Origin of the sequence: Corallococcus sp. RDP092CA (assembly GCF_041903675.1) — a bacterium.
GTDB lineage: Bacteria > Myxococcota > Myxococcia > Myxococcales > Myxococcaceae > Corallococcus.
Window position 1 is genome coordinate 1 of the sequence record NZ_JAYESI010000056.1, and the last position, 19,913, is coordinate 19,913.

Genomic DNA, 19,913 nt, shown 5'->3' on the forward strand with positions numbered 1-19,913 from the left:
GGCAGATGCGCGACATGGTGATGGGCCGCAAGAACCACTACGGCAGCAAGTCGAAGCGAGGCACCGAGGTCGCCGCGCTCTTCTACTCCCTTATCGAGACGGCACGCCTGCGGGGTGAGGACCCCGGGCACTACCTGCGGCGCGCTGCGCTCGCCGCCATTGAGAACCCAGGCACGGTCACACTTCCGAAGAGCCAGGACTGACGGTCGCTCCCGCCGGCCGTCCCGGGCGGGTCAGCACGGCGCCGGGACGGGGCACGGCGAACAGTTACGGAAGACGGTGTCCGGTGAGGCCACCGTCCAGGCGTACCATTTGGTGCCCGGCCCCTTTTCCAACAGCAGCCAGTACGTCTCGTCCGCGTGAATGACGGGCGAGGTGAAGACTTCGGCCAGCAGCGCCTCGTATGACTTCTGCAGGTGGCCGGCCAGCGCGTCGAACTGGTCCCAGAGCGTCTGCGCCTCCACCACCAGGCCCTCGCGCAGGTACAGCCGCTGCTGACGGGCCAGCGGCAGGTGGAAGCCGTACTTCATGAGGGCGACATGGACGGCGAACTCCAGCGAGTAGCGGCCCCCCGGAATGAGCCGCGGCGGCGCGGGGGCCGTCACCGGCGCGCAGCCCTGGCGGCAGCGGTACTTCTGCCGGCGCACGCGACGCAGCACGAAGCTCCTCTCGACGACGGTGACTTCCTCGCAGTCCTCCGTCTGCCCCTCCCACGCGTGCAGGCCACCGCCGCACAGGCCGCAGAGTCGGTCCGCCTCGTCCAGCGGCAGCAGGACTTCTTGCACCTTCAACTCAGGCTGGGCCGTGGGGCCATGGCCACGCCGCAGCTTCGTGCGCGGAGACTTCGCGGGCTTCTCCCCATGCTTCTCGCTGGAGGCGCCGAACAGACGCCTCTGCAGGAGGGCCAACTGCTGCTTGAGTCCCTCGAGCTCCAACTGCAGCCGCGCCTGCGCGTCCTCGCCCTTGAGACGGGCATTCTCGAGGGCGAGGGCCTCGAGGCGCTGGTGCAGCCGGGCATTCTCCGCCTCCAGCAGGCTGGCCACCTGCTTGGCTGTCTCCAAGTCTCTGAGTTGCTCCACGCGCGTCATGACTCCCCGCTGGGTGCTACATCGCACCGCCTATCGCAAGGACTTTGTCGTCCACGGCCGGAGGCGACAACTTCCACCGCCCCGCCAGCTCGCAGCCCTCCAGGAACAGAGACAGCTCGCTCACCGTCAACTCCACCGCCTGCGCGCCCTCCTCGCTCCAAGGCCTGGCGAAGCGTCCCCGGAAGAGCCTCTTGGTGAGGAGCACCAGGCCCGTGCCGTCGAAGTGCAGCACCTTGGCCCGTCGCCTACACCGGCCGACGAAGAGGAAGACGTCGCCCTTGAGCAACTGCTGCCCCAACTGCTGCTCGACGAGGGCGCTCAACCCATCGAAACCCCGGCGCATGTCCACCGGGGCTGCGTATGCGAAGACACGCACCGCGCGCGTCAGCGTCAGCACCCCAACTTCCCCAAGAGCTGCGCGGCGCTCTCCACACTCAGCCCTTCGACGCGCCAGCCACTTGGTGACACCAGCGCCACCTGCCGCACTCCCGTACCCGAAGCTGCGGCGGGACGCGCGCTGACGCGCACCGGTACCAGCGCCGCGCTCTTCTCGACGGGCTCCGGGCGGGAGCGGCCCTTGCGCCATTCGTAGAGCGTCGGCCCAGAAACGCCCAGCTTCTTTCCCGCGTCCGTCACCGTCCCACCCGCCTCCACCGTGTGCTCGGCGTAGCGCACCGCGAAGGCGCGCAGCGCCTCGGGGAACGGCAATGAGCCGCTGCGCCTCCCGGCCTTCAACCGCTGCGCTTCCTGGCGGAACTGCTCCAACTCCTTCTCCAACTCCACGGACCACCTCCTGGCGTGTGGCACACGGAGGTCTCACGCGCGGCTCGGCACGTCACGACGGGGCACGGCGAGGTCTTACGACGAAACTCTCGGTGCCCGAGCTGCAGGCGCTGCACCGCGAGCTGCTCGGGCGAGAGACGTCCTCGACCGACTCGGCCTACTTGGTGTGGCGGGTACGGCAGGCGCAGAAGGGCCGCATCAAGGTCGGCCCCATAGAGCGCCGCGCCACCGGCGAAGCCGCCGACATCAAGGTGCTGCCGCTCCGCATGACCGCCGCCGAGGTCGATGCGCTCGACGCAGGTTGGCGCAGGCTGGGGTTCAAGAGCCGGACGGCGATGCTCAAGAAGGCGATCGAGGCGATACTGGCGTAGGGCGTGGAACACAAAACTAAAGCCAAGCTGAGGTGTTGCGCTTGCGCGCGACTAAAACTTGGCTTACGTTTTGTGCGTGGACCTCATGCCGACATCCCAGCCGAACTGGGACCGCCTCTACGAGACGGCGGCGGCCCAGCAGGGGCTGTTCACGACGAAGCAGGCCGCCAAGGCAGGCTACTCGCCGCAGCTCCTCATCCACCACCTGCACGCGGGCAAGGTGGCGCGGCTTCAGCGCGGCATCTACCGGCTCGTCCATTTCCCGCCCGGCGAGCACGAGGAACTGGTCGCCGCTTGGCTCTGGTCCGAGCAGGCAGGCGTGCTTTCGCACCAGACGGCGCTGGCGCTGCACGGGCTCTCGGACGCGCTGCCCGCACATCTCCACCTCACGCTGCCCGCCACGTGGCGCAAGCGACGCTTCCGCGTACCCGAGGGTGTCGTTCTGCACCACGACGACATCGGGCTCGCTGATCGCGCGTGGTTCGGCGCCGTGCCCATCACCACTCCGCGCCGCACGCTGTGCGACTGCGCAAAGGACGGGCTCTCGCCCGAACTGCTCCGGCAAGCGACGCTTCAGGCGCTGCGTCGTGGGCTCGTTGGGCGTGATGACCTCGCCGACGTCGAGCGCGCGCTCGCGCCCTTTGGAGGCCTTGGCGCATGAAGCAGCCTCGTACCTACGCCTCGCCTGAGACCTTCAAACAGGCGCTCGAACAGCGCCTGAAGTCATCTTCGAAGAGCGGCGCCGACTTCGCGCGCCGTCGTCAGCTCCTCGTCTTCGACCGCTTCCTCGCGCGCGTCGTCGCCACCGTCGGTGAAGCCGCGACGCTCAAGGGCGGGCTCGTCCTCGACCTTCGTCTCGAGCGCGCGCGCACCACGAAGGACGTCGACCTCCGCATGGTGGGCTCGCCCGACGATCTCCTCGCGAAGCTGCAAGCAGCGGGACGTCACGACCTCGGCGACTTTATGGCCTTCGAGGTCGTGCCCGACAACGACCACCCGGAGATCCTCGGCGACGCCGTGCAGTACGACGGCCTTCGCTTCCGCGCCGAGTGCAAGCTCGCGGGCAAGCTCTACGGCCAGCCCTTCGGAGTCGACGTCGCGTTCGGCGATCCCATCATCGGCCCGCCCGATGTCGTCGTCGCCGAGGACGTGCTCGCGTTCGCGGGCGTCGCGCCGCCGACGCTGCGGCTCTACCCGATCGAGACGCACATCGCGGAGAAGCTGCACGCGTACACGATGCCGAGGCCGCGCCCGAACTCGCGCGTGAAGGACCTGCCTGACCTCGCGCTGCTCGCGTCGGTGCAGGAGCTCGACGCCAAGCGGCTGCGCGCGGCGCTGGAGCAGACCTTCACGTTCCGCAAGACGCACGCGCTGCCCAGCGAAGTGCCGGCGCCCGCCGAATCGTGGGTGACGCCCTTCGCGGCGATGGCGCGCGAGGATGGTCTGCAATGGACGACACTCGCGGACGTGACGACGGCGGCGAAGACATTCCTCGATCCGGTGCTCGCGGGTGGCCTCGACGCGACATGGGATCCGACGGCGTGGAGCTGGCGATGAACCTCATCACGCACTCGCGGCTTCTCCTGCGGCCTCGTCCCGTGGCATCTGAGTAGATCGATGCCGCTCGTGTTCTTGCCCGACAACGAGGCCCTGTTCCTGTGGGGCGATGAACCGCCGCCGCGCACGCTGCCCACGCTCACCCGCGGCGGGACTGCCGCCACGGCGCGGCTCGTGACCTCCGATGGCACGCGCGAGGTCACTGGCACGACGCTGCCGCTCTTCGATGCGCTGGCGAAGCTCGCGGTCGTGCCCACCGTCGAGGTCGATGGGCTGGCCGGTTCGATCGCGACGTGGGTCATGGCGAGCAAGCTCGCGATGGATCTCGTGGCGCGCGAGCGCGTCGTCCCCACGATTACGCGGAGAGCCGGGCGCATCGAGGCTCGCTGGGCAGCGGCGCTCGGAGCCAGTGAAGACGCGGCCAAGGTGGCGATGCTGGCCAAGAGCATGCCGCCTGCAGCGCACGCGGTACCGGTCCCCACCGGCGACGATGCGGTGTGGGCGCCCGACGCGCTGTTGCGCGCGTACCTCGACGCCGTCGCCGATGCTCTCGTACGCGCCGCGCAAGGTGGCCCCTCGCTGCCGACGAAAGCGCGCGCGAAGACGTCCAGGGCGACGAGCAACGGCGCGTGGTCCGAGCGATGGCGTACGGCGCTCACAGGCCCGCAGCGCAGCTTCGAGACGGAGGGCTTCGCGGAGCGCTCGGTGGTGGACGATCTCGAACGCTGGAGCGGCCCGGCACTCGGTGCGCGCGATCGCCTGCGCGCGTGCTTCCGGCTGGAGCTGCCGGTGGGCGACGGCGAGCCATTCACCCTGCGCTTCCTGCTCCAGTCACCGGACGATCCGAGCCTGCTGGTTTCCGCCGCCGAGGCGTGGAGCACGAAGGGGCGCAGCTTGCAGAAGCTCGGCCGCGCGTTCCGCGATCCGCAGGAGTCGCTGCTCGAAGCGCTCGGGCGCGCGGCGCGGCTGTTCCCGCCGCTCGCGTCGTCGTTGGCAGAAGCGCGGCCCGAGTCGGCCCTGCTCGACCCGGCGACGGCGTGGACATTCCTCGGCGACGGCGCCGCGACGCTCTCCGATGCGGGCTTCGGCGTCATCGTCCCCGGCGAGCTGACCGCCGCCGGTCAACGTCGGCTTCAGCTGCGCATGCGCGTCGGTGGTACCCGCAAGGTCGCGGGCGTCGTCGCGGGCGCGGCGGGGCTCGCGCTCGATGAGCTGCTCCAGGTCGACTGGGAGGCGGTCATCGGCGACGAGCCGCTCACCGCGCGTGAGCTGACCGCGCTCGCCAAGCAGAAGGCGCCGCTCGTGCAGTTTCGCGGCGCGTGGGTCGCGGTCGATCCGCGCGAGCTGGGCGACATCCAGAAGCGGCTCGCTGGTGGCACCTCGAGGCTGAGCGCGCGCGAGGCAATTCAAGCGGTGCTCGCGGGCGAGACGCGGCACGGCGAGCTGCCCGCCCTTGTATCGGCCTCTGGCGTCATCGCCGATCTCGTCGAGCGCCTCCGCAATGGCGGCAACAAAGAGCTCGGCGCACCCAAGTCGCTGAAAGCGACGTTGCGCCCGTACCAGGAGCGCGGGCTCAACTGGCTCGTCACGATGGGCTCGCTGGGTCTCGGCGCGTGTCTCGCCGACGACATGGGCCTCGGCAAGACGATGCAGCTCCTCGCGTTTCTCCTGCGCCGCCTCGACGAGGCTCCGAAGGACGCGCGCCCCGCGCTGCTCGTCGCGCCGACGTCGGTGGTCGGAAACTGGGAGCGCGAGATCGAGCGCTTCGCGCCGTCGCTCCGCATCGTGCGCCACTACGGCGCACCGCGCGCACGCTCGACGAAAGATATCCCGCACGAGGTCGGCACGCTGGTCGTCACCACCTACGGCCTCTTGCGCCGTGACGCCGAGCTGCTCGGAAGCGTCGACTGGTCCGTGGTCGCGCTCGACGAAGCGCAGAACATCAAGAACGCCTCGTCGGCGACCGCGCGCGCCGCGCGAGGTCTGCGAACCAACCAGCGTTTTGCGCTCACTGGAACTCCGGTCGAGAACCGGCTCGCCGAGCTGTGGTCGATCTTGGAATTCGCGAACCCTGGCATGCTCGGACCGCTGGAGACGTTCCGTCGCGAGTTCGCGATGCCCATCGAGCGTTATGGCAACGACGACGCGGCGACCCGCCTGCGCCGCATCGTGAGCCCCTTCATCCTGCGGCGGCTCAAGAGCGACAAGGCCATCATCCAGGACCTCCCACCGAAGAACGAGATGAAGGTCATCTGCACGCTGACGCGCGAGCAGGCCACGCTCTACAAGGCCGTCGTCGACGAGGAGCTGCGGCGCATCGAGTCCTCGGACGGCATCGAGCGGCGCGGCCGCGTGCTGGCGCTGCTCATGTTCACCAAGCAGATCTGCAACCACCCGGCGCAGTACCTTGGCGAGTCGGGCCCGTTGCCGAAGCGCTCGGGCAAGCTCGCGCGCGCGACGGAGATGTTGGAAGAGGCCATCGCCGCTGGCGACAAGGCGCTCGTGTTCACGCAGTTCCGCGAGATGGGCGACAAGCTGGTGGAACACCTCTCGGCGAGCCTCGGCTGCGAGGTCATCTTCCTTCACGGCGGTACGCCGAAGAAGGCGCGCGATGAGATGGTGCGGCGCTTCCAGGAGGAGCCGCACGGGCCGCGCATCTTCATCCTCTCGGTGAAGGCGGGCGGCACGGGCCTCAACCTCACCGCCGCGAGCCACGTCTTCCACTTCGACCGCTGGTGGAACCCCGCCGTCGAGGACCAGGCGACCGATCGCGCCTACCGCATCGGCCAGCAGCGCACGGTGCAGGTCCACAAGCTCGTGTGCGCCGGCACCGTCGAGGAGAAGATCGATCGCCTGCTCGAGCAGAAGCGCGATCTCGCCTCGAAGATCGTCGGCGCGGGCGAGCAGTGGATCACCGAGCTGGACGGCAAGGAGCTGCGCAGCCTCTTCGCCCTCTCGGACAGCGCCGCTGCCATCGGCGATGACGACGACGCGCCGGTGTCCGTTCGCCCCAAACGGCGCGGAGCGCGCGCTCGCAGCGAGGTGCGCCCGTGAGTCGTTGGAGCGGCTACGGCTGGTACAAGCCCGCGCCGAAGAAGCCGCCACCCGAGCGCGGCATCCGTATGAAGAAGGCGGGTACCACGTGGTGGGGCCAGAGGTGGATATCCGCGCTCGAAGAGGTGCTGCGCGGCGACTCGGGGCGCCTCTCGCGCGGGCGCACCTATGCGCGCGCCGGACGCACGCACGACCTCGAGGTCAAGGACGGCAAGGTGACAGCGAAGGTCACGGGTTCGAGGTCGACACCGTACAAAATCACCATCGAACTCACGCAGCTTGGCGAGGCTGCGTGGAAGAAGGCCATCGCCGCGATGGCGGAGAAGGCGCAGTTCTCGGCCGAGCTGCTCGCCGGGCAGATGCCGCAGGCGATCGACGAGGCGTTCATCGAGGCGGGCGTGAGCCTCTTCCCGAAGCAGCGCGCCGACTTGAAGACGAGCTGCTCGTGTCCCGACTGGGGTGATCCGTGCAAGCACGTCGCCGCGACCCACTACGTGCTCGGCGAGGCGCTCGACGGCGATCCGTTTTTGCTCTTCGAGCTGCGCGGCAAGAGCAAGGAGCAGGTGCTCGACGCGCTGCGCGCCGCGCGCGGTGCGGGTGACGAGGCAGCTCCCAAGAAAGGGGCCAAGGCGAAGAAGTCAGCGAGCGCCACCGCCGCGCCCGAAGTGCCCACCGTGAAGCTCGGCAAGGTGAAGGCAGCCGACTACGACCGCCCGCGAGATGCGATGCCGTCCATGCACTTCACATTCGAGGCGCCGGTGGCGCACGGCGCGATGCTGCGTCAGCTCGGGGCACCGTCAGCATGGACGAGCGAGGCGAGCCCTGCCGACGTCCTCGCGCCGCTGGTGCGCGCCGCCGCCGAAACGGCGCGACGGATCGCGATGGCGGAAGCGAGCCCAACGCAGGACGAACCCGAGCAGCCAACGAGCGCGAGGCGCACGAAGAAGGGCGGCGCGCGTACGGGCGCGAGCAGCCGACGATGAGCAGGAGGAGAGCGAGCGGCTTGAGTCAAACACTGGGTCGCTTGAGTAAAACGGCACCCCGAAGAGAATCGAGATTCTCCATGAGAATCCGCCGCCGAGAACGCCCCGCGAGCCCCGAGCGCCGTCCTCTGCGCGCTCCCAGCGTTCTCCTTGCAGCTCCCAGAGAACCCGCCGCGCACGTCGCCCAAGCGCGAAACCCCACGCAAAGACGCCAGAAAGACGAAACCCCAAGAAGCTCGCGCCGCTCGGGGTTCCGTTCAACGTTGGGTCACGCGACTTGGCGTGACGCGAAATTGGCTCCCCGAACGAAGCCCTGCGCGAACTCGTTCTCGGCGATTCTCTGAGAGGACTCAAACTCTCTGAGGGTCGAAAACCGAGTGATATCCAGTGGTTTCAAAGAGGGGAGGGGCGAGCCCTTCAATCGGGGGCCGATTGAATGTCCGCAAACTACACCGGGGGTGACCTCTCGTCCATGGTTCGGATCTGCCGGTGTCCGCTTCACAAAAAGTGCGTGGTGGTGGGCGTGCGCTCGTGGGTGGCGCGCCAGCAGGTTCAAGGGGTGGCCACACCGGTTCTCACTGAACGCGTTTCAGGGAAGCCCCGGGCGCGCACGCCCGGAGCCGCTCAAGCGCGGTGTCGGCGGCCTTGCGTGAGGTCAGGAAGCTCGCCACTACCCACCTGCCCTGGGGGAGTCGCGGGAATTCGTTGGTGTCCACGGTGAGTAGCGTCGCGCCGTTGCACTCCGCCTCCATTCGCGCTTCCGCTGCCCGGGCCTGGATGACGGAGGTCTCCGTGCCCAGGATGATGGCCCATGCCTCCGCGGGTCGTTCCGTCACCTTCTTGCGGGCCGCGTCCCAACCCAACTCGGAGAGGGCCCAGGTGTCCGCCAGGTCTCCATCGCCGAGGTCGACCGTGTGGGAGAAGAGAATCCGGCCGCCCTGGACGTCCACGCTGGAAGTGGCGGGCCCCGAGCTCTCGACGCCCTCCCAGGCACGGGTAATCCCCGCCGCGTCCGTGAGGAACAGGGCGTGCTGTTGGTGGACGTACTCGAAGTTGAGCCGCTGGGTGATGAGGAGCGCCTTCGGTCCTCCCTTCAGGTCCACGGCCCGTAGCCGAAGGTCCCAGGCGCTCGATTCCTTTCCACCGGACCAGTCCCATCCCGGCTCGCTGGCCTTCGCCACGTCGCAGGTGAGCTGGCCATAGGGCTCGGACATCGTCGCCGTACGCTTCGCGTTGGCGCGGCGAACGCGCAACGCACGGTGCCCGTTCGCGCAGGGCATCGCCACGGCCTCGATGCTCGGGGCGCTGCCTGCCGTGCCCAGCACCTGCTCCTGGGCGCTCTCGGGAGCGGCTCCCAGGAGCACCGCCGTGGCGGCGAGGACGACGAAGGTGTCCTCATACCGGCGCGGGAGCCCTTGGTCACGAAGTGGAGGCATAGGGGCCGGAAGGCTATCGGGTCGCCCGTGTCTGTAGAAGGGGCTGGAGGGGACTTCCGTGGGGGCTTCGTTTGTGTGGACGGAGAGAGCGTCGATGCGTCCCTGGCTGACACCCGCTCCCCTATGACGAGTCGACCGGCATCCTGAACTGGCGCGACCGTCGACCCAGAGGGGGCTCGGTTGAGTCGCTGCTTCAGCGCATGCTCTATTCTGTGCTGTGCGCTCCTGACGGGGATTCGCGGACGCGGGCCCTCGCATCCTTGGCGCGGCTGGCCGACGTTCCGCGACCCGACGATTCCAGACCCGGAGAGGCACGATGGATGCCAGCAGACTCAAGTCGCTCATGCGCCAACCCCTGCACGTCGCGGCGCTCGGGCTCGTTCGGGGCGAGTCTGTCACCGCGCGGGCCAACTATGTGCGTCTCGAGGTCCGGGATGAGCGGGGGCAGCTCCGCTTCGAGCATGACACGTGGCGGGAGGGAGGCGCGCTCATGCTCCAGATGCGCTTCGCAGGCGAGCACCTGGTGACCGTCTTCGGCGACCTGTTCGCCCACCAGGTGCGTGTCTGGGACCTGGGGTGCCCAGGTGCGGCGTCTCGAGTCGATGCGTCCTGGGACGACGAGGGCGATGTCCTGCTGTGGGCAGACCCTGCGAGCCCGCGTGCGCTCGTGCGCCAGGGCCAGGACGTCAGGATGCTGGATGCGGCCTCCCTTGCCTTGTCGCGCACGACTCCGCTCGCGGTGGATGCCGACGCTGTTGCATACGACGCAACCCACCACCGGCTCGCGCTCGGTGAGTGGTTCGACCCGGCGCAGCTCCTGCTGTGTGATTCCGAGGGACAGGTCCTACGGACCCGCTCGCTCGGGCCGTGCGCCGTGGCTGAGCTGCTGTTCTCGGGGGACGGTCGCTTCCTGGCGGTCAATCAGCTCAAACGAGCCGTCGTCGTGCACGACGCGGAGACGCTCGAGGCGCGGTGGCGGAGCTCGAGCAATCGGATTCTCGCGGCGTCCCCCTGTGGGCGATGGCTGGCGCTCGACGGAGCGCTGGTGGACCTGCGCTCGTTCGAGGCCGTGTCACTGCCGCCCGCTCAAGGTGCCTTGTTCGACCTCCGACAGGGCGAGCTCCTCCTCGCCGACATGGAGCGCACCTGGCGCGTCCCCCTGCCGTGACCCCTGGGATGGGGCCTGTCCTCGGCCCTGTGCCATCCCGTCGACGCATGTCGGTGGGGGCGCGCGGCGGAGCCGCGGCTCATCCAGTCCTGTCAGGTGAGTCACCCGCTTGCTGGCTCGGTGGTGCGTCCGTGTTGTCCCGCTCGGCTTCGCGCGTCCTCAGGTGACGCGCAGTCGTGGCGACGATGCTCACGGCGTCCTCGAAGCGGGAGCGCGTCACGCCGACGACCGTTTCGGGCCACATGCACTCCAGGCGTCCGTGTTGGCACCGCACGACGAACGCCGTCCGTTGGCGCAGCAGCGCGCGAACCTCCTCGGGGAGCGCCGAGGGCCCCGTCCCCGAGACGAGGAAGCGGTCCGTGAAGGTCCGCGGACGGGGCTGCTCCGGGGCTGGGTCCCAGCGGAAGGAGAACGGCTCCTTCTGCTCCCGCGGCGACACGCGGAACGCCATCTTCTCGTTGGGAACCCGGGCCTGGACCCGCCAGTAGCCCATGCGTGGAATCATCCCCGGGCCCCGGTCGTCGAACTCGCCGGGGTATGCGTCGAACGTCTTCCGGTAGATGACGAGCTCGACGTCATCCCGGGTGAAGCCCACGCGCTCGTAGTCCTCGGGGGCGCGCGCCGGGGCCCGGAGCGAGTCCACCAGGTCTCGCTGCGCCGCGGGCAGGACGGTCCCCGAGAAGGCGCGGGCGAGCGTGGGCAGGACCTCGCCCTCCGCGATGCGGTCCTCGTCCGGGATGGCGGCGTCGATGGCCGCGCGCAGGCGCTTCGAGCGGCGGTTGCGCTTCTGCTCCCAGGCGATGCCGTACACCCCCACGCCGAGCGAGACGCAGCCCAGGGCGAGCTCTCCGGTGCCCGCCGTTCCTTCGAGCAGGCCGATGAGGGGGATGAGGCCGTACAGGAACGGGAAGTAGCCCACGAAGAACCCGAACATGCTCGACGAGCCAATGAACGGTGGCGCCTCCTTCGGTGTGGAAGCGTCGGGGGCGGCGACGGGCTCGTTCATGTCGGACATCCTGTGCTCCTCCGCTCGCGCCTGGGGCCGCTCAGAGCTCGATGCCGTAGGCGGTAGCCACCCGCTGGACGAAGTGCTGGACGTGGTACGGCGTCTCCTTGTCCAGCGTGAGGCCTGTCTGTTGCCCGTCCAGGTCGATGCAGAGCGTGGTCCTTTGTTCGTCGAACCCGAGGTTCAGGGTCGCGAGCGCGTCGAGCTTCCACCACGAGTCTCGCGCTGCCAGCGAGGGCGCGGCGATGAGCAACGTCGTGAGCTGGTGGACGTCACTCCCCTGGACGACGGGCCCGTCCGCGCGGCGAAGCTCGAACCTCCCGTCCGCGAAGACCTTCAGCGAGAAGGGGCGCGTGCCGGGAGGGCCCGGCGACTTCTCCAACTCGAGCACGACCGCGTCGGGACGGAAGTCCGTCCTGGACCTGCGCTGGGGGTGGTCGAGCCGCGAGAAGCCCTCGTTCAGCCGGGGCTGGACCAGCGGCGAGCGCCGCAGGAAGTCCTCGAGGGTGCCCTCGACGACGTCTGCGTAGGGCTGGTCCTGAAAGCCGTCCAGCCCTTCGAGCCGATAGAAGACGTCATTGACGTACCACTGGTCGCCGTACCAGACGACGAGGAGGTGGCCGGCCATCGACATGGGCTCGAAGAGGGTGGAGAAGTAGGGGCGGCTCTCGCGCTCGTCGTGCCGGAGGTAGGCGTCGAGGCCTCGTGGTAGCAGCTCCCGGAGCGCGTCGCCACCCGCTGCCTGCGCCTGAAAGTAGGCGCCCAGCGTCGTCGCGGGCTTCTCCTCGCCGAAGTAGGGGAGGAAGACGAGCGGGGCCGCCGCCGGGTCGAATCCCGGGGGCGGGATGAGTTCGCACCGCTGGACGAACGGCCGGTGGTCCGCTGCCCCCATGTAGTGACGTGCCCCGGTGAGCGGGTCGACGTCGACGTCCTTCCACGCGTCGGGGTTGCCGCGGTCCACCTCGCGGTACTGCTCGAAGCGCCAGGTCCGGATGTCCTTCATGGGCGTCGCCTTTTGTCTCAGAGCTGCGCGCCGAGCAGATTCACCCGGCGCTTGCGGCTCGCGTCGGCGAACACCTCCACCGGCCAGCCGCTGCCCTCGCTCTCTCCGTTGGTGTACTTCCAGTACAGCACCAGATGGCCGGGCTTGATGCCCCCGGCCGCGAAGCGCGGCACGGTGATGGGCGCGGGCGCGCCCGTCACCGTGCTCTCACCGACCTTCTTGCAGGCCTTGCGGTACTCCACGTTGCCGCCGTGGGTGACGTACCAGATTTGCTTCGTGTCCACGCACTCGAACCGCGGCTCCTTGCGCGTCTGCTTCTTGAAGGTGAGCTGCACGCGGTCTCCCTTGGGACTCACCTTCGCCACGACGCCGCTGGAAAGCTGGGTGGGGTCCATGGGCGTGTCCTCCGCGTTCACGCCCATCCCCAGGCTCGGCAGCCGCGCGGCGGGGCGCGCCAGGTCCTGGAGGACGCTCGTGCCGTGGCTCTCGTTGGCGCCGTCGACCATGCCCTGCACCGAGGCGGTGATGGGGCCGCGCTGCACCAGGGTCCGCCGCAGGTAGTACTCGAAGACGCGCTCCATCACAGGCGCCTGCTCGTCGTTGAGGCCACACAGCGTGAGGCCATACGCGAGCACGGAGCCCAGGTAGCCCTCCATCGTCACCTCTCGCGCGGAGGTGGAGGGGTGGGCCTTGGCGTAGTCGCGCGCCCAGGCCTGGAAGCTCGGGAACAACTGGTTGGCGCAGCCGGTCATCCCGCCGGGCGTGCTCGTCCGCTTCTGCTCCAGGGCCAGCACGGACTCGAAGACGGCCTTGTTCGCGGAGGACTCCTTCTCCCACCGCGCACGCGCCTTCGCGGGCCCCGTGAAGAACATGGCGGCCACCGCCTTGTCCGTCTTCGAGGCGTCCTCGATGACGCGCTGGTTCGCCGCGAACTCCGCCAGGGCGCCGCGGAAGGTTTGCACCGCGCGCACCGCCGCCTCCTCGGGCAGGTCCATGGCCGCGAGCTGGCGCCGGAACGCCGCGTCGTCCAGGGTGACGGCGGACGCGTTGACCCAGTTGCGGTAGTAGCGCAGGTCCTTTCTCGCGGACTCGCTCAGGGAGCGGAAGTTCGTCAGCTGCGACTTGACGAAGACGGCCTTCGCGAGCTCGCTGTCGAAGCCCCCCGCGTAGTCGACGACCCAGAACGCGGGCTCCTCGGTGCCATGCTGCGAGCCGAGCACCGAGCGGTTCTCCCGCGTGTTCCAGTCGCCGCAGCCCACGCCGATGCGCTCGAGCGAGCGGATGAGGCGCAGGTTCTCCGGGCCGGTGGTGAGGGGCGCCAGCTTCTGGCAGGCGGGGTTTTCCTTCATGTCGGGCGCCTTGTAGCGCCCGCCCTGGCCATACGTGCTCGCGGCCAGCTTCATCATCCGCGCGTTGTCGGCGAGCGTGAGTCCGTACTGGTTGCTCAGGCTCTGCCGCACCGCTTGCACCCAGGCGCGGCGCCCCTCGTCGTCGGGGCTCTCACAGCTGTAGAGCACCAGGTCGCGCATCTCCACCAGCGTCATCCCGTCGAAGTACTCCGCCGCCAGCTTGAGGGCGGTGGGATGCGAGGTGAGCTTCGCCGTCACGCCTTCACACCAATCCGGCGCGCCCGCCGGCACGACCTCCGCTGGGGGGATGGCGTCGACCTTCGGCGCCGGACTGGCCGCGAGCGAGGTGCCGAAGCCGAGGGAGAGGAACGCCGAGAGGAGAATGTTGGCCTGTTTCATGAGGGTGGGAGTTCCTGATGGATGGAGTCGTGCGTCCTCGGCGGACCGCGAGTGCATGGGGGCCGTCCGGGCTCACCGAGGATGGAGTTGCCCCTCCGTCAAGTCTCGGCGCCTCGTTGGAGACCGTTTGGGGTGGGTGCGCCGCGACCTAGCTTGTGAACGGACCCCCAAACTCGGACTGTGTCAGAAGACTCGTACTCCAAGGGCTCCGAAGTCCGCAACCCCTGGCTCGCTCCTGCGTCAATGCTCCAGGGTGGCGGAGGGGGGGGCGGTTTTAACCGGAGGTGGGCATCTGCCTGTGGCACGCCAGGCGGTATCGGGTGGCGTACCCGGGGCGTGTCGTGGGCCACGCGTGCATGGATGCGGCGGATGTGTGTGCCGGCTGTCCCTGGGTTGCCGGCGTTTCGCGCGCCTCGATGCTCCGTCGAATGTGCTCTGCGGGCACCCATGCGTCCGCAGCCGGGGTTGGGGCGCCTCGGGAAATGGCCTGACGCAGCTTCGCCAGGATGACGTCTCATGCCCACCTCCGTGGAGACGCAGGCGCCCACGCGCACGGCAATCGAGCCCCAGAGTAGGCTGGTCGAACAATGAGCCCTTCTCCACGACAGTGTCGTGTTTGCAGTTCACGGAAGTTCTGGCGCGTCGACCCCGTGATGCTGCCGAACTTCGAATCGAGCAACGTCGTTTATGCCATGCCCGCCCTGTGTCGCTCGGCGACCGGCTCCGTGGACGAGCACGGGAGGGGCGCGAAGATGGAGGTAGGTCACTTCACCGCTTGGATATGCGCCGAGTGCGGGCTGACCGACTGGTTCGCCGTTGGCGTTCAGGAAGCGTTGGCCAGGCTCGCCAGCGTGCCGAACTCGGGGGTGAGCCTCATCGAGCACGAGCAGAGCCCTCGCTGATACCCGCGTTGCCCGTCCACTGGTTGGTGCGGCCCGCGCAACACGAAGAGGGCCGCGGGTTCGCAGGGCTCACCTCTCTCCGTTCGCGGACCTTCGAGGGGCACGCGCCACCGTAAGCCCCCTGGTGAGGGCGCTCATGCCAGGCCGTCATCTGCGGAGGACGCTCGGAGGTTGAGGGCTCTCGCAGCTCCGCATCGAAGAAGCGCGTCGACGCAAGCCCCGTGAGGACCTGTCGGTGCGTACCGCCTACCCTCCTTGCGGCCTTCCCGTGCGCAGGCTGGGGTGCCCGGCTTCTAGGCAGGGAGGAGCGGTGAACGCCCCAGCGCATGCTTCCCGTCGCTCAGGTAGGTTGAATTCGAACAGAGGCAGTGCGCCGGGCGGGCAGCCCCGCCAGCGCAGTGGACTGGAGTCTTCCATGAAATTCCTCGGCGAATTGGATGAGGCCTCGCTCGGACGGACGCAGCGATGCAACCGCCGTCTCACGGACCCGAACCGGCTTCAGGCCATTCGGGACACAGGCCTGATGGACACGCCGCAGGAGGAGGCTTTTGACCGCCTCGCGCGCCTGGCGGCACAGCTCCTCAACGTACCGCTGACCATCATGTCCCTGGTGGATGCGGAGCGGCAGTTCTTCAAGGCGGACTTCGGTCTGCCATCGCCCTTCCGGGAGACTCGGACACTGCCCATCGATGCGTCGCTGTGCCGCTATACGCTCGAGGCAGAGCCCATCATCTCCTCGAACGCGCCCGCGGACCCGTTTCTGAAGCTCCATCCATCCACCGGACCCTGGGGCATTGTCGCCCTCATCGTGCTCCCGCTGATAAACCCGGACGGGCACGTGCTGGGGACCTTTTGTTGTATCCAGCCCACGGTGCGCGAATGGACCGCACAGGACCATCTGGTGATGAGGGAGCTCACGGCCTCCATCATGACGGAGATCAACCTCCGCGAGCAGGTGCGGAAGCTGAAGGCGGAGCAGAATCTCCGGGACACGTTCGTCGCGGCGCTCACCCATGACCTCCGCACGCCCCTGACTGCGTCGAAGCTGGGCGTGCAACTGCTGGGCAGGCGCCACGCTGACTTGCCGAGCGTCCAGACGTCCGTGGCCCGAGTGACGGCGAGCCTGGACCGGGCGGAGCGGTTGATTCAGAACCTCTTGGATGCCAGTCGCATCCAGGCCGGGAAGCATGTGGCGCTGGAGGTGAGGGAGTGCGAGCTGCAGGCAGTCGTAGCGCAGACACTGGACGAACTCTCATCGGTTTATCCGGCACGCTTCATTCTGAAGGCGGAAGGCGAGTTCACGATGCATGCGGATCCGCTCGGGCTGCGCCGCATCGTGGAGAACCTGGCCTCCAACGCGGCGAAGTACGGCGCTCCGGGCACTCCAATTGAAGTGCGGTTGGACCGTAACGGGAACGAGGTGGTGCTCCAGGTGCGTAACCAGGGCCTGCCCATCGCCGCGGACGAACTGTCGACCATTTTCGAGCCGTTCCACCGTACGCGGTCCGCAGCGGAGAGCGCCCAGAAGGGATGGGGGCTTGGGCTGTCCCTGGTGAGAGGGTTGGCCGAGGCGCACGGCGGGAGGGCCACCGTGACCAGCTGCGCCGAGGAGGGGACCTGCTTCACTATCGCCCTCCCTCTCAATGCGGCTTCGCAGGAGCGGCTCTCAGTCTAGGGGGATGAACTCCGTGTGGGTGCTGGGTCGTCTGGGGCAGGGAATGAGGGGCCGAGCCGACGACGTCCTCTCGCGCGACTTGCTCTCTCTCAGTGACGCAGTGTCCAACAGGGTTTGATGCAACCATGACGCAGCGACCCGGGGCTGGGGCGGCACCGGTGGCTCAAGAAGCTCTGGGGCAGAGGCTCCGTTCCCTCGAAATGGGGGAGACCAGGCGACGACGCGCTGACCGCAGGGCTCCTCCTCGCCGTCATCAACGGTTGCTTTTCAGGCAATACGCTCTCTTCGCGTAAGGAATCCTTAAGATTCTCCGGCGATAACCTGGGTCGCCATCCGGTCAGCGCCGGATGGTCCTAGGGGCGGTACTCCTACCGCCCCTGGCTCCAGATTCCCGGAGGAATCCCGGATGAAGAGTGACTCCCCTCAGGACCTTTCACCCAAGGTCATCACGCGCCGGAGCATCCTGCGCGGCATTGGCCTGTCGCTGGCTGCGGTTCCCGTGGCGAAGCTGCTCGTCGCTTGCGGTAGTGACGGCGATATGGCTGGCGGCAACACGGATGCGGGTACGGACGCGGGCGTGGTGGACCCCGGCTTCTGGGCCACCGGCGGCACCGCGGCGATGACCGCGGCAGCCAGTTACCCGAACCCGTTCAGCGCTGGCACCGGAACGGCGTGCACTCTCACCTGCGAGTCCATCCTGGGGCCGTGCTACGCCCAGACGGTGGAGCGCAAGGACATCAGTGAGGGACACGACGGCCTGCCGGTGCGGCTGGCCTTCCGCATCCTTCGCGAGGACTGCACCCCCGTTGAAGGCGCGACCCTGGATGTCTGGCACGCCGGCCCCGAAGGACTCTACTCCGGCGACGACGCCGCCGACTCCTGCACCTTCGGGGATGCGGAAGCCCGTTCGGCGCGGTGGTTCCGCGGCGTGCAGACGACGGACGCCGACGGGCGTGTCGACTTCGACACCTGCTTCCCCGGTTGGTACAGCGGCCGGACCATCCACATCCACTTCACGGTCCGGCTCAATGGGCAGGAGTACGTGACGTCCCAGCTCTTCTTCGACGACGCCCTCAACGACGACATCATCAACACCCAGCCGCTCTACGACGAGCGTGGTGCTCGCGATACGACCAACTCCAACGACACCGTGGTGTCCGCAGACAGTGTCGGCGACTACCTCTTCACCACGCAGCGGATGGCGGACGGTGCGATGCTTGCCTCCAAGACGCTCATCATTCGCTCGGCGCTCACTCAAGAGCAATGCTCCATCCCAGGGGGCAGTGGCGGCCCAGGTGGCCCCGGTGGTCCGGGTGGAGATGGCGGGATGGGACCTCCGCCAGGTGGCGATGGTGGGATGGGGCCGCCGCGAGGAGATGGCGGGATGGGGCCGCCGCCAGGGGGGGACGCAGGAACGCCTTGATTTGGCCGGGCGTTGAAGCGTCAGTCGCAGCCTCTGCGGCCTACTGCCCAATGAACGTCTCATTCGAAGTGGACGCAACGGGGTGTAGGCCTCAGAGGGGGCACGTCGAGCTCGCCCTGCTCATCGGCCAGGCACACGCGTCATCGCACGCCACCGGGCGGGAGGTCGCGCAATGCCCTCCTGTTCGGATGGCGCTCGGAGAATGAGGGCTCGCCGCTCCGAATCGAAGAAGAGCGTCGACGCAAGCTCCGTGAGGCCCCCTCCTGGCTGGGATGACGCCGCCTCGGCAGTCAGGCCGAGTTGATGACATCCACGCTCACCTCGCCCGTAATGACGCGCGGGATGACCGTTTCCGTCGAGCCAGGCAGGGCGGTTCTGTTCAGGGGTACGGTGCCGCCTCGAACCCTTGGCGCTCAAGCCATGCAGCGTCGAAGCTCTCGCCAGGCTCGGGTCCCACGATACAGGTGACATCGTAACGAGCGTCGCCGACGATGACGCTCTGGACGTTGACCATCTCGTAGACATCGAGCCGAATCCCGAGGCCAACGAAGGGCGGGATGGGAAGGTTGAAGTCCCGCACCCACGTGCCGTCTTTCGTCACCGCGACGAGCTTGGTGCGAAGGTAACAGGATGTCGAATCTCGGGTAGCCATAGTCGATGACGATAGCGCTTGCCTGGAGGGCATGAATAGAAAAACGGAGCCACGGTCTCCGTCGACTGTGTCGCCCTGGCTTCTTGAAACGGTAGGCCGGTTGCAATCACGCCCCGAGCTTTGGCGGCAGCGGGTTCATCTGGACCTGGCTGGGCGCAAAATGTCCGGGGAGTTGCCATTCTGGCCTGCGGACTCCCACTGGATGGAGTCGCCAGGGGGCCTGCGCCCCAGGAAGGCACAGCACCTCGGGCTTCACGCCTGCCTGCGTGGCCCCAGGGCCTTCAGAGCGGGACGACCGCGAAGCGCGAGCCGGGATTGAGCCGCTCAAGCTCCGCGCGGCGGGCCTCGGCGGCGTCGGAATCTTCGAACGCGTCGTTCTGCCAGGCGGCCTTGGTGGGCGCCATGCGGCTGATAGAACCGTCCTTGTTCACCGACTTCACCATGAAGCGCTTGGTGGCCTTGGCCTGGTTCGCGCGCATGGTGGTGTAGGCTCGAAAGGCGGTGGTGCTTTTAATCTTCATCGACGTCCTCGCGTTCTGCGGGGGCGTGGTTGCCCGTCGCGAAAGACATACACGCTCTTACTTTCAGATGAAGCAAGTCCGTCTGGCCTGGAGGTCGAGCGCACTGGAGACGTGCGAGAAACTCGCGAGAATACGCGGGGTTTCACACGGGCATTGGCGCGGCTGGCCCCGGCCTCGGTAAGTACGTTAGGCACTCGGCCGAGGGGGCGGGCGCAATAGGGGCACGTCATCCGCTGGAATCAGCGCACCTCCCTGGAGGAACCGCCTTGGAGCAGTGCGCTTCGAGGGCCCATTCCTTGAGCGGGACGCTCTTCCAGGCAGCGGAATCAGGCGTCGAGGTAGCCAGTGGGTGGCAAGAGGGCTGCCGGAAGCGTCGAGTAGAGTAAACCTGTTGGGTTACATTTGTGGGTGCAAGCGTAACTCCTCGCCGGAGCCCGTCGTGACAAGTGAGGCATGAAGTGAGGAGGTTGGTGCTCCCCGGTAGAGGAGGGAGTGAATGGACTTGGAGCAGATGAGGGAGACGTTGCGAGCGCAGGCGAAGGC

At 68.1% G+C, this 19,913-nt stretch carries 18 protein-coding genes and 1 pseudogene; 10 read left to right on the forward strand and 9 right to left on the reverse strand.

Annotated features, from left to right (window positions below; translation table 11 throughout):
• A pseudogene (locus U8525_RS33360) lies at positions 1-203 on the forward strand (hypothetical protein); the annotation flags it as partial.
• Positions 204-233: 30 nt separating this feature from the next.
• Here the strand turns inward: U8525_RS33360 and U8525_RS33365 are convergent.
• From U8525_RS33365 to U8525_RS33375, 3 genes are read right to left on the reverse strand one after another with little or no spacing between them, the layout of a single operon-like run.
• Positions 234-1,061 carry a transposase gene (locus U8525_RS33365; protein WP_374270781.1) on the reverse strand — a complete coding sequence of 276 codons (828 nt, stop codon included), beginning with the start codon at positions 1,059-1,061 and terminating at the stop codon, positions 234-236.
• Between the two features lie 43 nt (positions 1,062-1,104).
• Complete coding sequence (gene tnpB, locus U8525_RS33370; RefSeq protein WP_374270782.1) at positions 1,105-1,485, reverse strand: IS66 family insertion sequence element accessory protein TnpB; 381 nt, start codon at positions 1,483-1,485, stop codon at positions 1,105-1,107.
• Complete coding sequence (locus tag U8525_RS33375) at positions 1,479-1,871, reverse strand: hypothetical protein (protein ID WP_374270783.1); 393 nt, start codon at positions 1,869-1,871, stop codon at positions 1,479-1,481. Before U8525_RS33375 ends, tnpB begins: the two co-directional genes overlap by 7 nt.
• Before the next feature lie 92 nt (positions 1,872-1,963).
• Between U8525_RS33375 and U8525_RS33380 the strand changes: the two genes are divergently transcribed.
• The 5 genes from U8525_RS33380 (at position 1,964) to U8525_RS33400 (ending at position 7,836) form a co-directional block, all read left to right on the forward strand.
• Entirely contained in the window at positions 1,964-2,242 is a 279-nt protein-coding gene (locus tag U8525_RS33380) for a hypothetical protein (RefSeq protein ID WP_374270784.1), read from the forward strand.
• Positions 2,243-2,327: 85 nt separating this feature from the next.
• Positions 2,328-2,903, forward strand: coding sequence for a type IV toxin-antitoxin system AbiEi family antitoxin domain-containing protein (locus U8525_RS33385; RefSeq protein WP_374270798.1), 576 nt, complete (start codon positions 2,328-2,330; stop codon positions 2,901-2,903).
• Complete coding sequence (locus U8525_RS33390) at positions 2,900-3,799, forward strand: nucleotidyl transferase AbiEii/AbiGii toxin family protein (protein ID WP_374270785.1); 900 nt, start codon at positions 2,900-2,902, stop codon at positions 3,797-3,799. Before U8525_RS33385 ends, U8525_RS33390 begins: the two co-directional genes overlap by 4 nt.
• Before the next feature lie 60 nt (positions 3,800-3,859).
• Positions 3,860-6,853: a DEAD/DEAH box helicase gene (locus U8525_RS33395; protein WP_374270786.1), complete on the forward strand. Its 2,994-nt coding sequence runs from the start codon at positions 3,860-3,862 to the stop codon at positions 6,851-6,853.
• The gene (locus U8525_RS33400; RefSeq protein WP_374270787.1) at positions 6,850-7,836 is read left to right on the forward strand and encodes an SWIM zinc finger family protein; all 987 of its coding nucleotides are present in this window, start codon (positions 6,850-6,852) and stop codon (positions 7,834-7,836) included. The genes U8525_RS33395 and U8525_RS33400 overlap by 4 nt, the downstream gene beginning before the upstream one ends.
• Positions 7,837-8,411: 575 nt before the next feature.
• Here the strand turns inward: U8525_RS33400 and U8525_RS33405 are convergent.
• The gene (locus tag U8525_RS33405; protein ID WP_374270788.1) at positions 8,412-9,272 is read right to left on the reverse strand and encodes a hypothetical protein; all 861 of its coding nucleotides are present in this window, start codon (positions 9,270-9,272) and stop codon (positions 8,412-8,414) included.
• A 316-nt stretch (positions 9,273-9,588) separates the two neighbouring features.
• Between U8525_RS33405 and U8525_RS33410 the strand changes: the two genes are divergently transcribed.
• Positions 9,589-10,440: a hypothetical protein gene (locus U8525_RS33410; RefSeq protein WP_374270789.1), complete on the forward strand. Its 852-nt coding sequence runs from the start codon at positions 9,589-9,591 to the stop codon at positions 10,438-10,440.
• Between the two features lie 79 nt (positions 10,441-10,519).
• On the opposite strand, the gene U8525_RS33415 is transcribed toward U8525_RS33410, so the two are convergent.
• From U8525_RS33415 to U8525_RS33425, 3 genes are read right to left on the reverse strand one after another with little or no spacing between them, the layout of a single operon-like run.
• On the reverse strand, positions 10,520-11,455 hold the full coding sequence (locus tag U8525_RS33415) for a hypothetical protein (protein ID WP_374270790.1): 936 nt from the start codon (positions 11,453-11,455) through the stop codon (positions 10,520-10,522).
• A 31-nt stretch (positions 11,456-11,486) separates the two neighbouring features.
• Positions 11,487-12,449 carry a hypothetical protein gene (locus U8525_RS33420; RefSeq protein ID WP_374270791.1) on the reverse strand — a complete coding sequence of 321 codons (963 nt, stop codon included), beginning with the start codon at positions 12,447-12,449 and terminating at the stop codon, positions 11,487-11,489.
• A gap of 17 nt (positions 12,450-12,466) precedes the next feature.
• Positions 12,467-14,197: a hypothetical protein gene (locus U8525_RS33425; RefSeq protein ID WP_374270792.1), complete on the reverse strand. Its 1,731-nt coding sequence runs from the start codon at positions 14,195-14,197 to the stop codon at positions 12,467-12,469.
• 650 nt (positions 14,198-14,847) lie between these two features.
• Between U8525_RS33425 and U8525_RS33430 the strand changes: the two genes are divergently transcribed.
• The 3 genes from U8525_RS33430 (at position 14,848) to U8525_RS33440 (ending at position 18,197) form a co-directional block, all read left to right on the forward strand.
• Entirely contained in the window at positions 14,848-15,099 is a 252-nt protein-coding gene (locus U8525_RS33430; protein WP_374270793.1) for a hypothetical protein, read from the forward strand.
• 415 nt (positions 15,100-15,514) lie between these two features.
• Positions 15,515-16,774, forward strand: coding sequence for an ATP-binding protein (locus tag U8525_RS33435; protein WP_374270794.1), 1,260 nt, complete (start codon positions 15,515-15,517; stop codon positions 16,772-16,774).
• A gap of 406 nt (positions 16,775-17,180) precedes the next feature.
• Positions 17,181-18,197: a protocatechuate 3,4-dioxygenase gene (locus tag U8525_RS33440; protein WP_374270795.1), complete on the forward strand. Its 1,017-nt coding sequence runs from the start codon at positions 17,181-17,183 to the stop codon at positions 18,195-18,197.
• 379 nt (positions 18,198-18,576) lie between these two features.
• Here the strand turns inward: U8525_RS33440 and U8525_RS33445 are convergent, their stop codons facing one another.
• Positions 18,577-18,777 (reverse strand): hypothetical protein, encoded by a 201-nt coding sequence (locus tag U8525_RS33445; RefSeq protein ID WP_374270796.1) that lies wholly within the window; start codon positions 18,775-18,777, stop codon positions 18,577-18,579.
• 353 nt (positions 18,778-19,130) lie between these two features.
• Positions 19,131-19,328, reverse strand: a complete 198-nt coding sequence (locus U8525_RS33450) for a hypothetical protein (RefSeq protein ID WP_374270797.1) — start codon at positions 19,326-19,328, stop codon at positions 19,131-19,133.
• Positions 19,329-19,913: the final 585 nt, after the last annotated feature.

Excerpts from the sequence above, each read along its gene's own strand:
- U8525_RS33385 (WP_374270798.1), top strand. The coding sequence starts at position 2,328 with ATGCCGACATCCCAGCCGAACTGGGACCGCCTCTACGAGACGGCGGCG.
- U8525_RS33390 (WP_374270785.1), top strand. The coding sequence starts at position 2,900 with ATGAAGCAGCCTCGTACCTACGCCTCGCCTGAGACCTTCAAACAGGCG.
- U8525_RS33395 (WP_374270786.1), top strand. The coding sequence starts at position 3,860 with ATGCCGCTCGTGTTCTTGCCCGACAACGAGGCCCTGTTCCTGTGGGGC.
- U8525_RS33405 (WP_374270788.1), bottom strand. The coding sequence starts at position 9,272 with ATGCCTCCACTTCGTGACCAAGGGCTCCCGCGCCGGTATGAGGACACC.
- U8525_RS33410 (WP_374270789.1), top strand. The coding sequence starts at position 9,589 with ATGGATGCCAGCAGACTCAAGTCGCTCATGCGCCAACCCCTGCACGTC.
- U8525_RS33415 (WP_374270790.1), bottom strand. The coding sequence starts at position 11,455 with ATGTCCGACATGAACGAGCCCGTCGCCGCCCCCGACGCTTCCACACCG.
- U8525_RS33420 (WP_374270791.1), bottom strand. The coding sequence starts at position 12,449 with ATGAAGGACATCCGGACCTGGCGCTTCGAGCAGTACCGCGAGGTGGAC.
- U8525_RS33425 (WP_374270792.1), bottom strand. The coding sequence starts at position 14,197 with ATGAAACAGGCCAACATTCTCCTCTCGGCGTTCCTCTCCCTCGGCTTC.
- U8525_RS33435 (WP_374270794.1), top strand. The coding sequence starts at position 15,515 with ATGAAATTCCTCGGCGAATTGGATGAGGCCTCGCTCGGACGGACGCAG.
- U8525_RS33440 (WP_374270795.1), top strand. The coding sequence starts at position 17,181 with ATGAAGAGTGACTCCCCTCAGGACCTTTCACCCAAGGTCATCACGCGC.
- U8525_RS33450 (WP_374270797.1), bottom strand. The coding sequence starts at position 19,328 with ATGCGCGCGAACCAGGCCAAGGCCACCAAGCGCTTCATGGTGAAGTCG.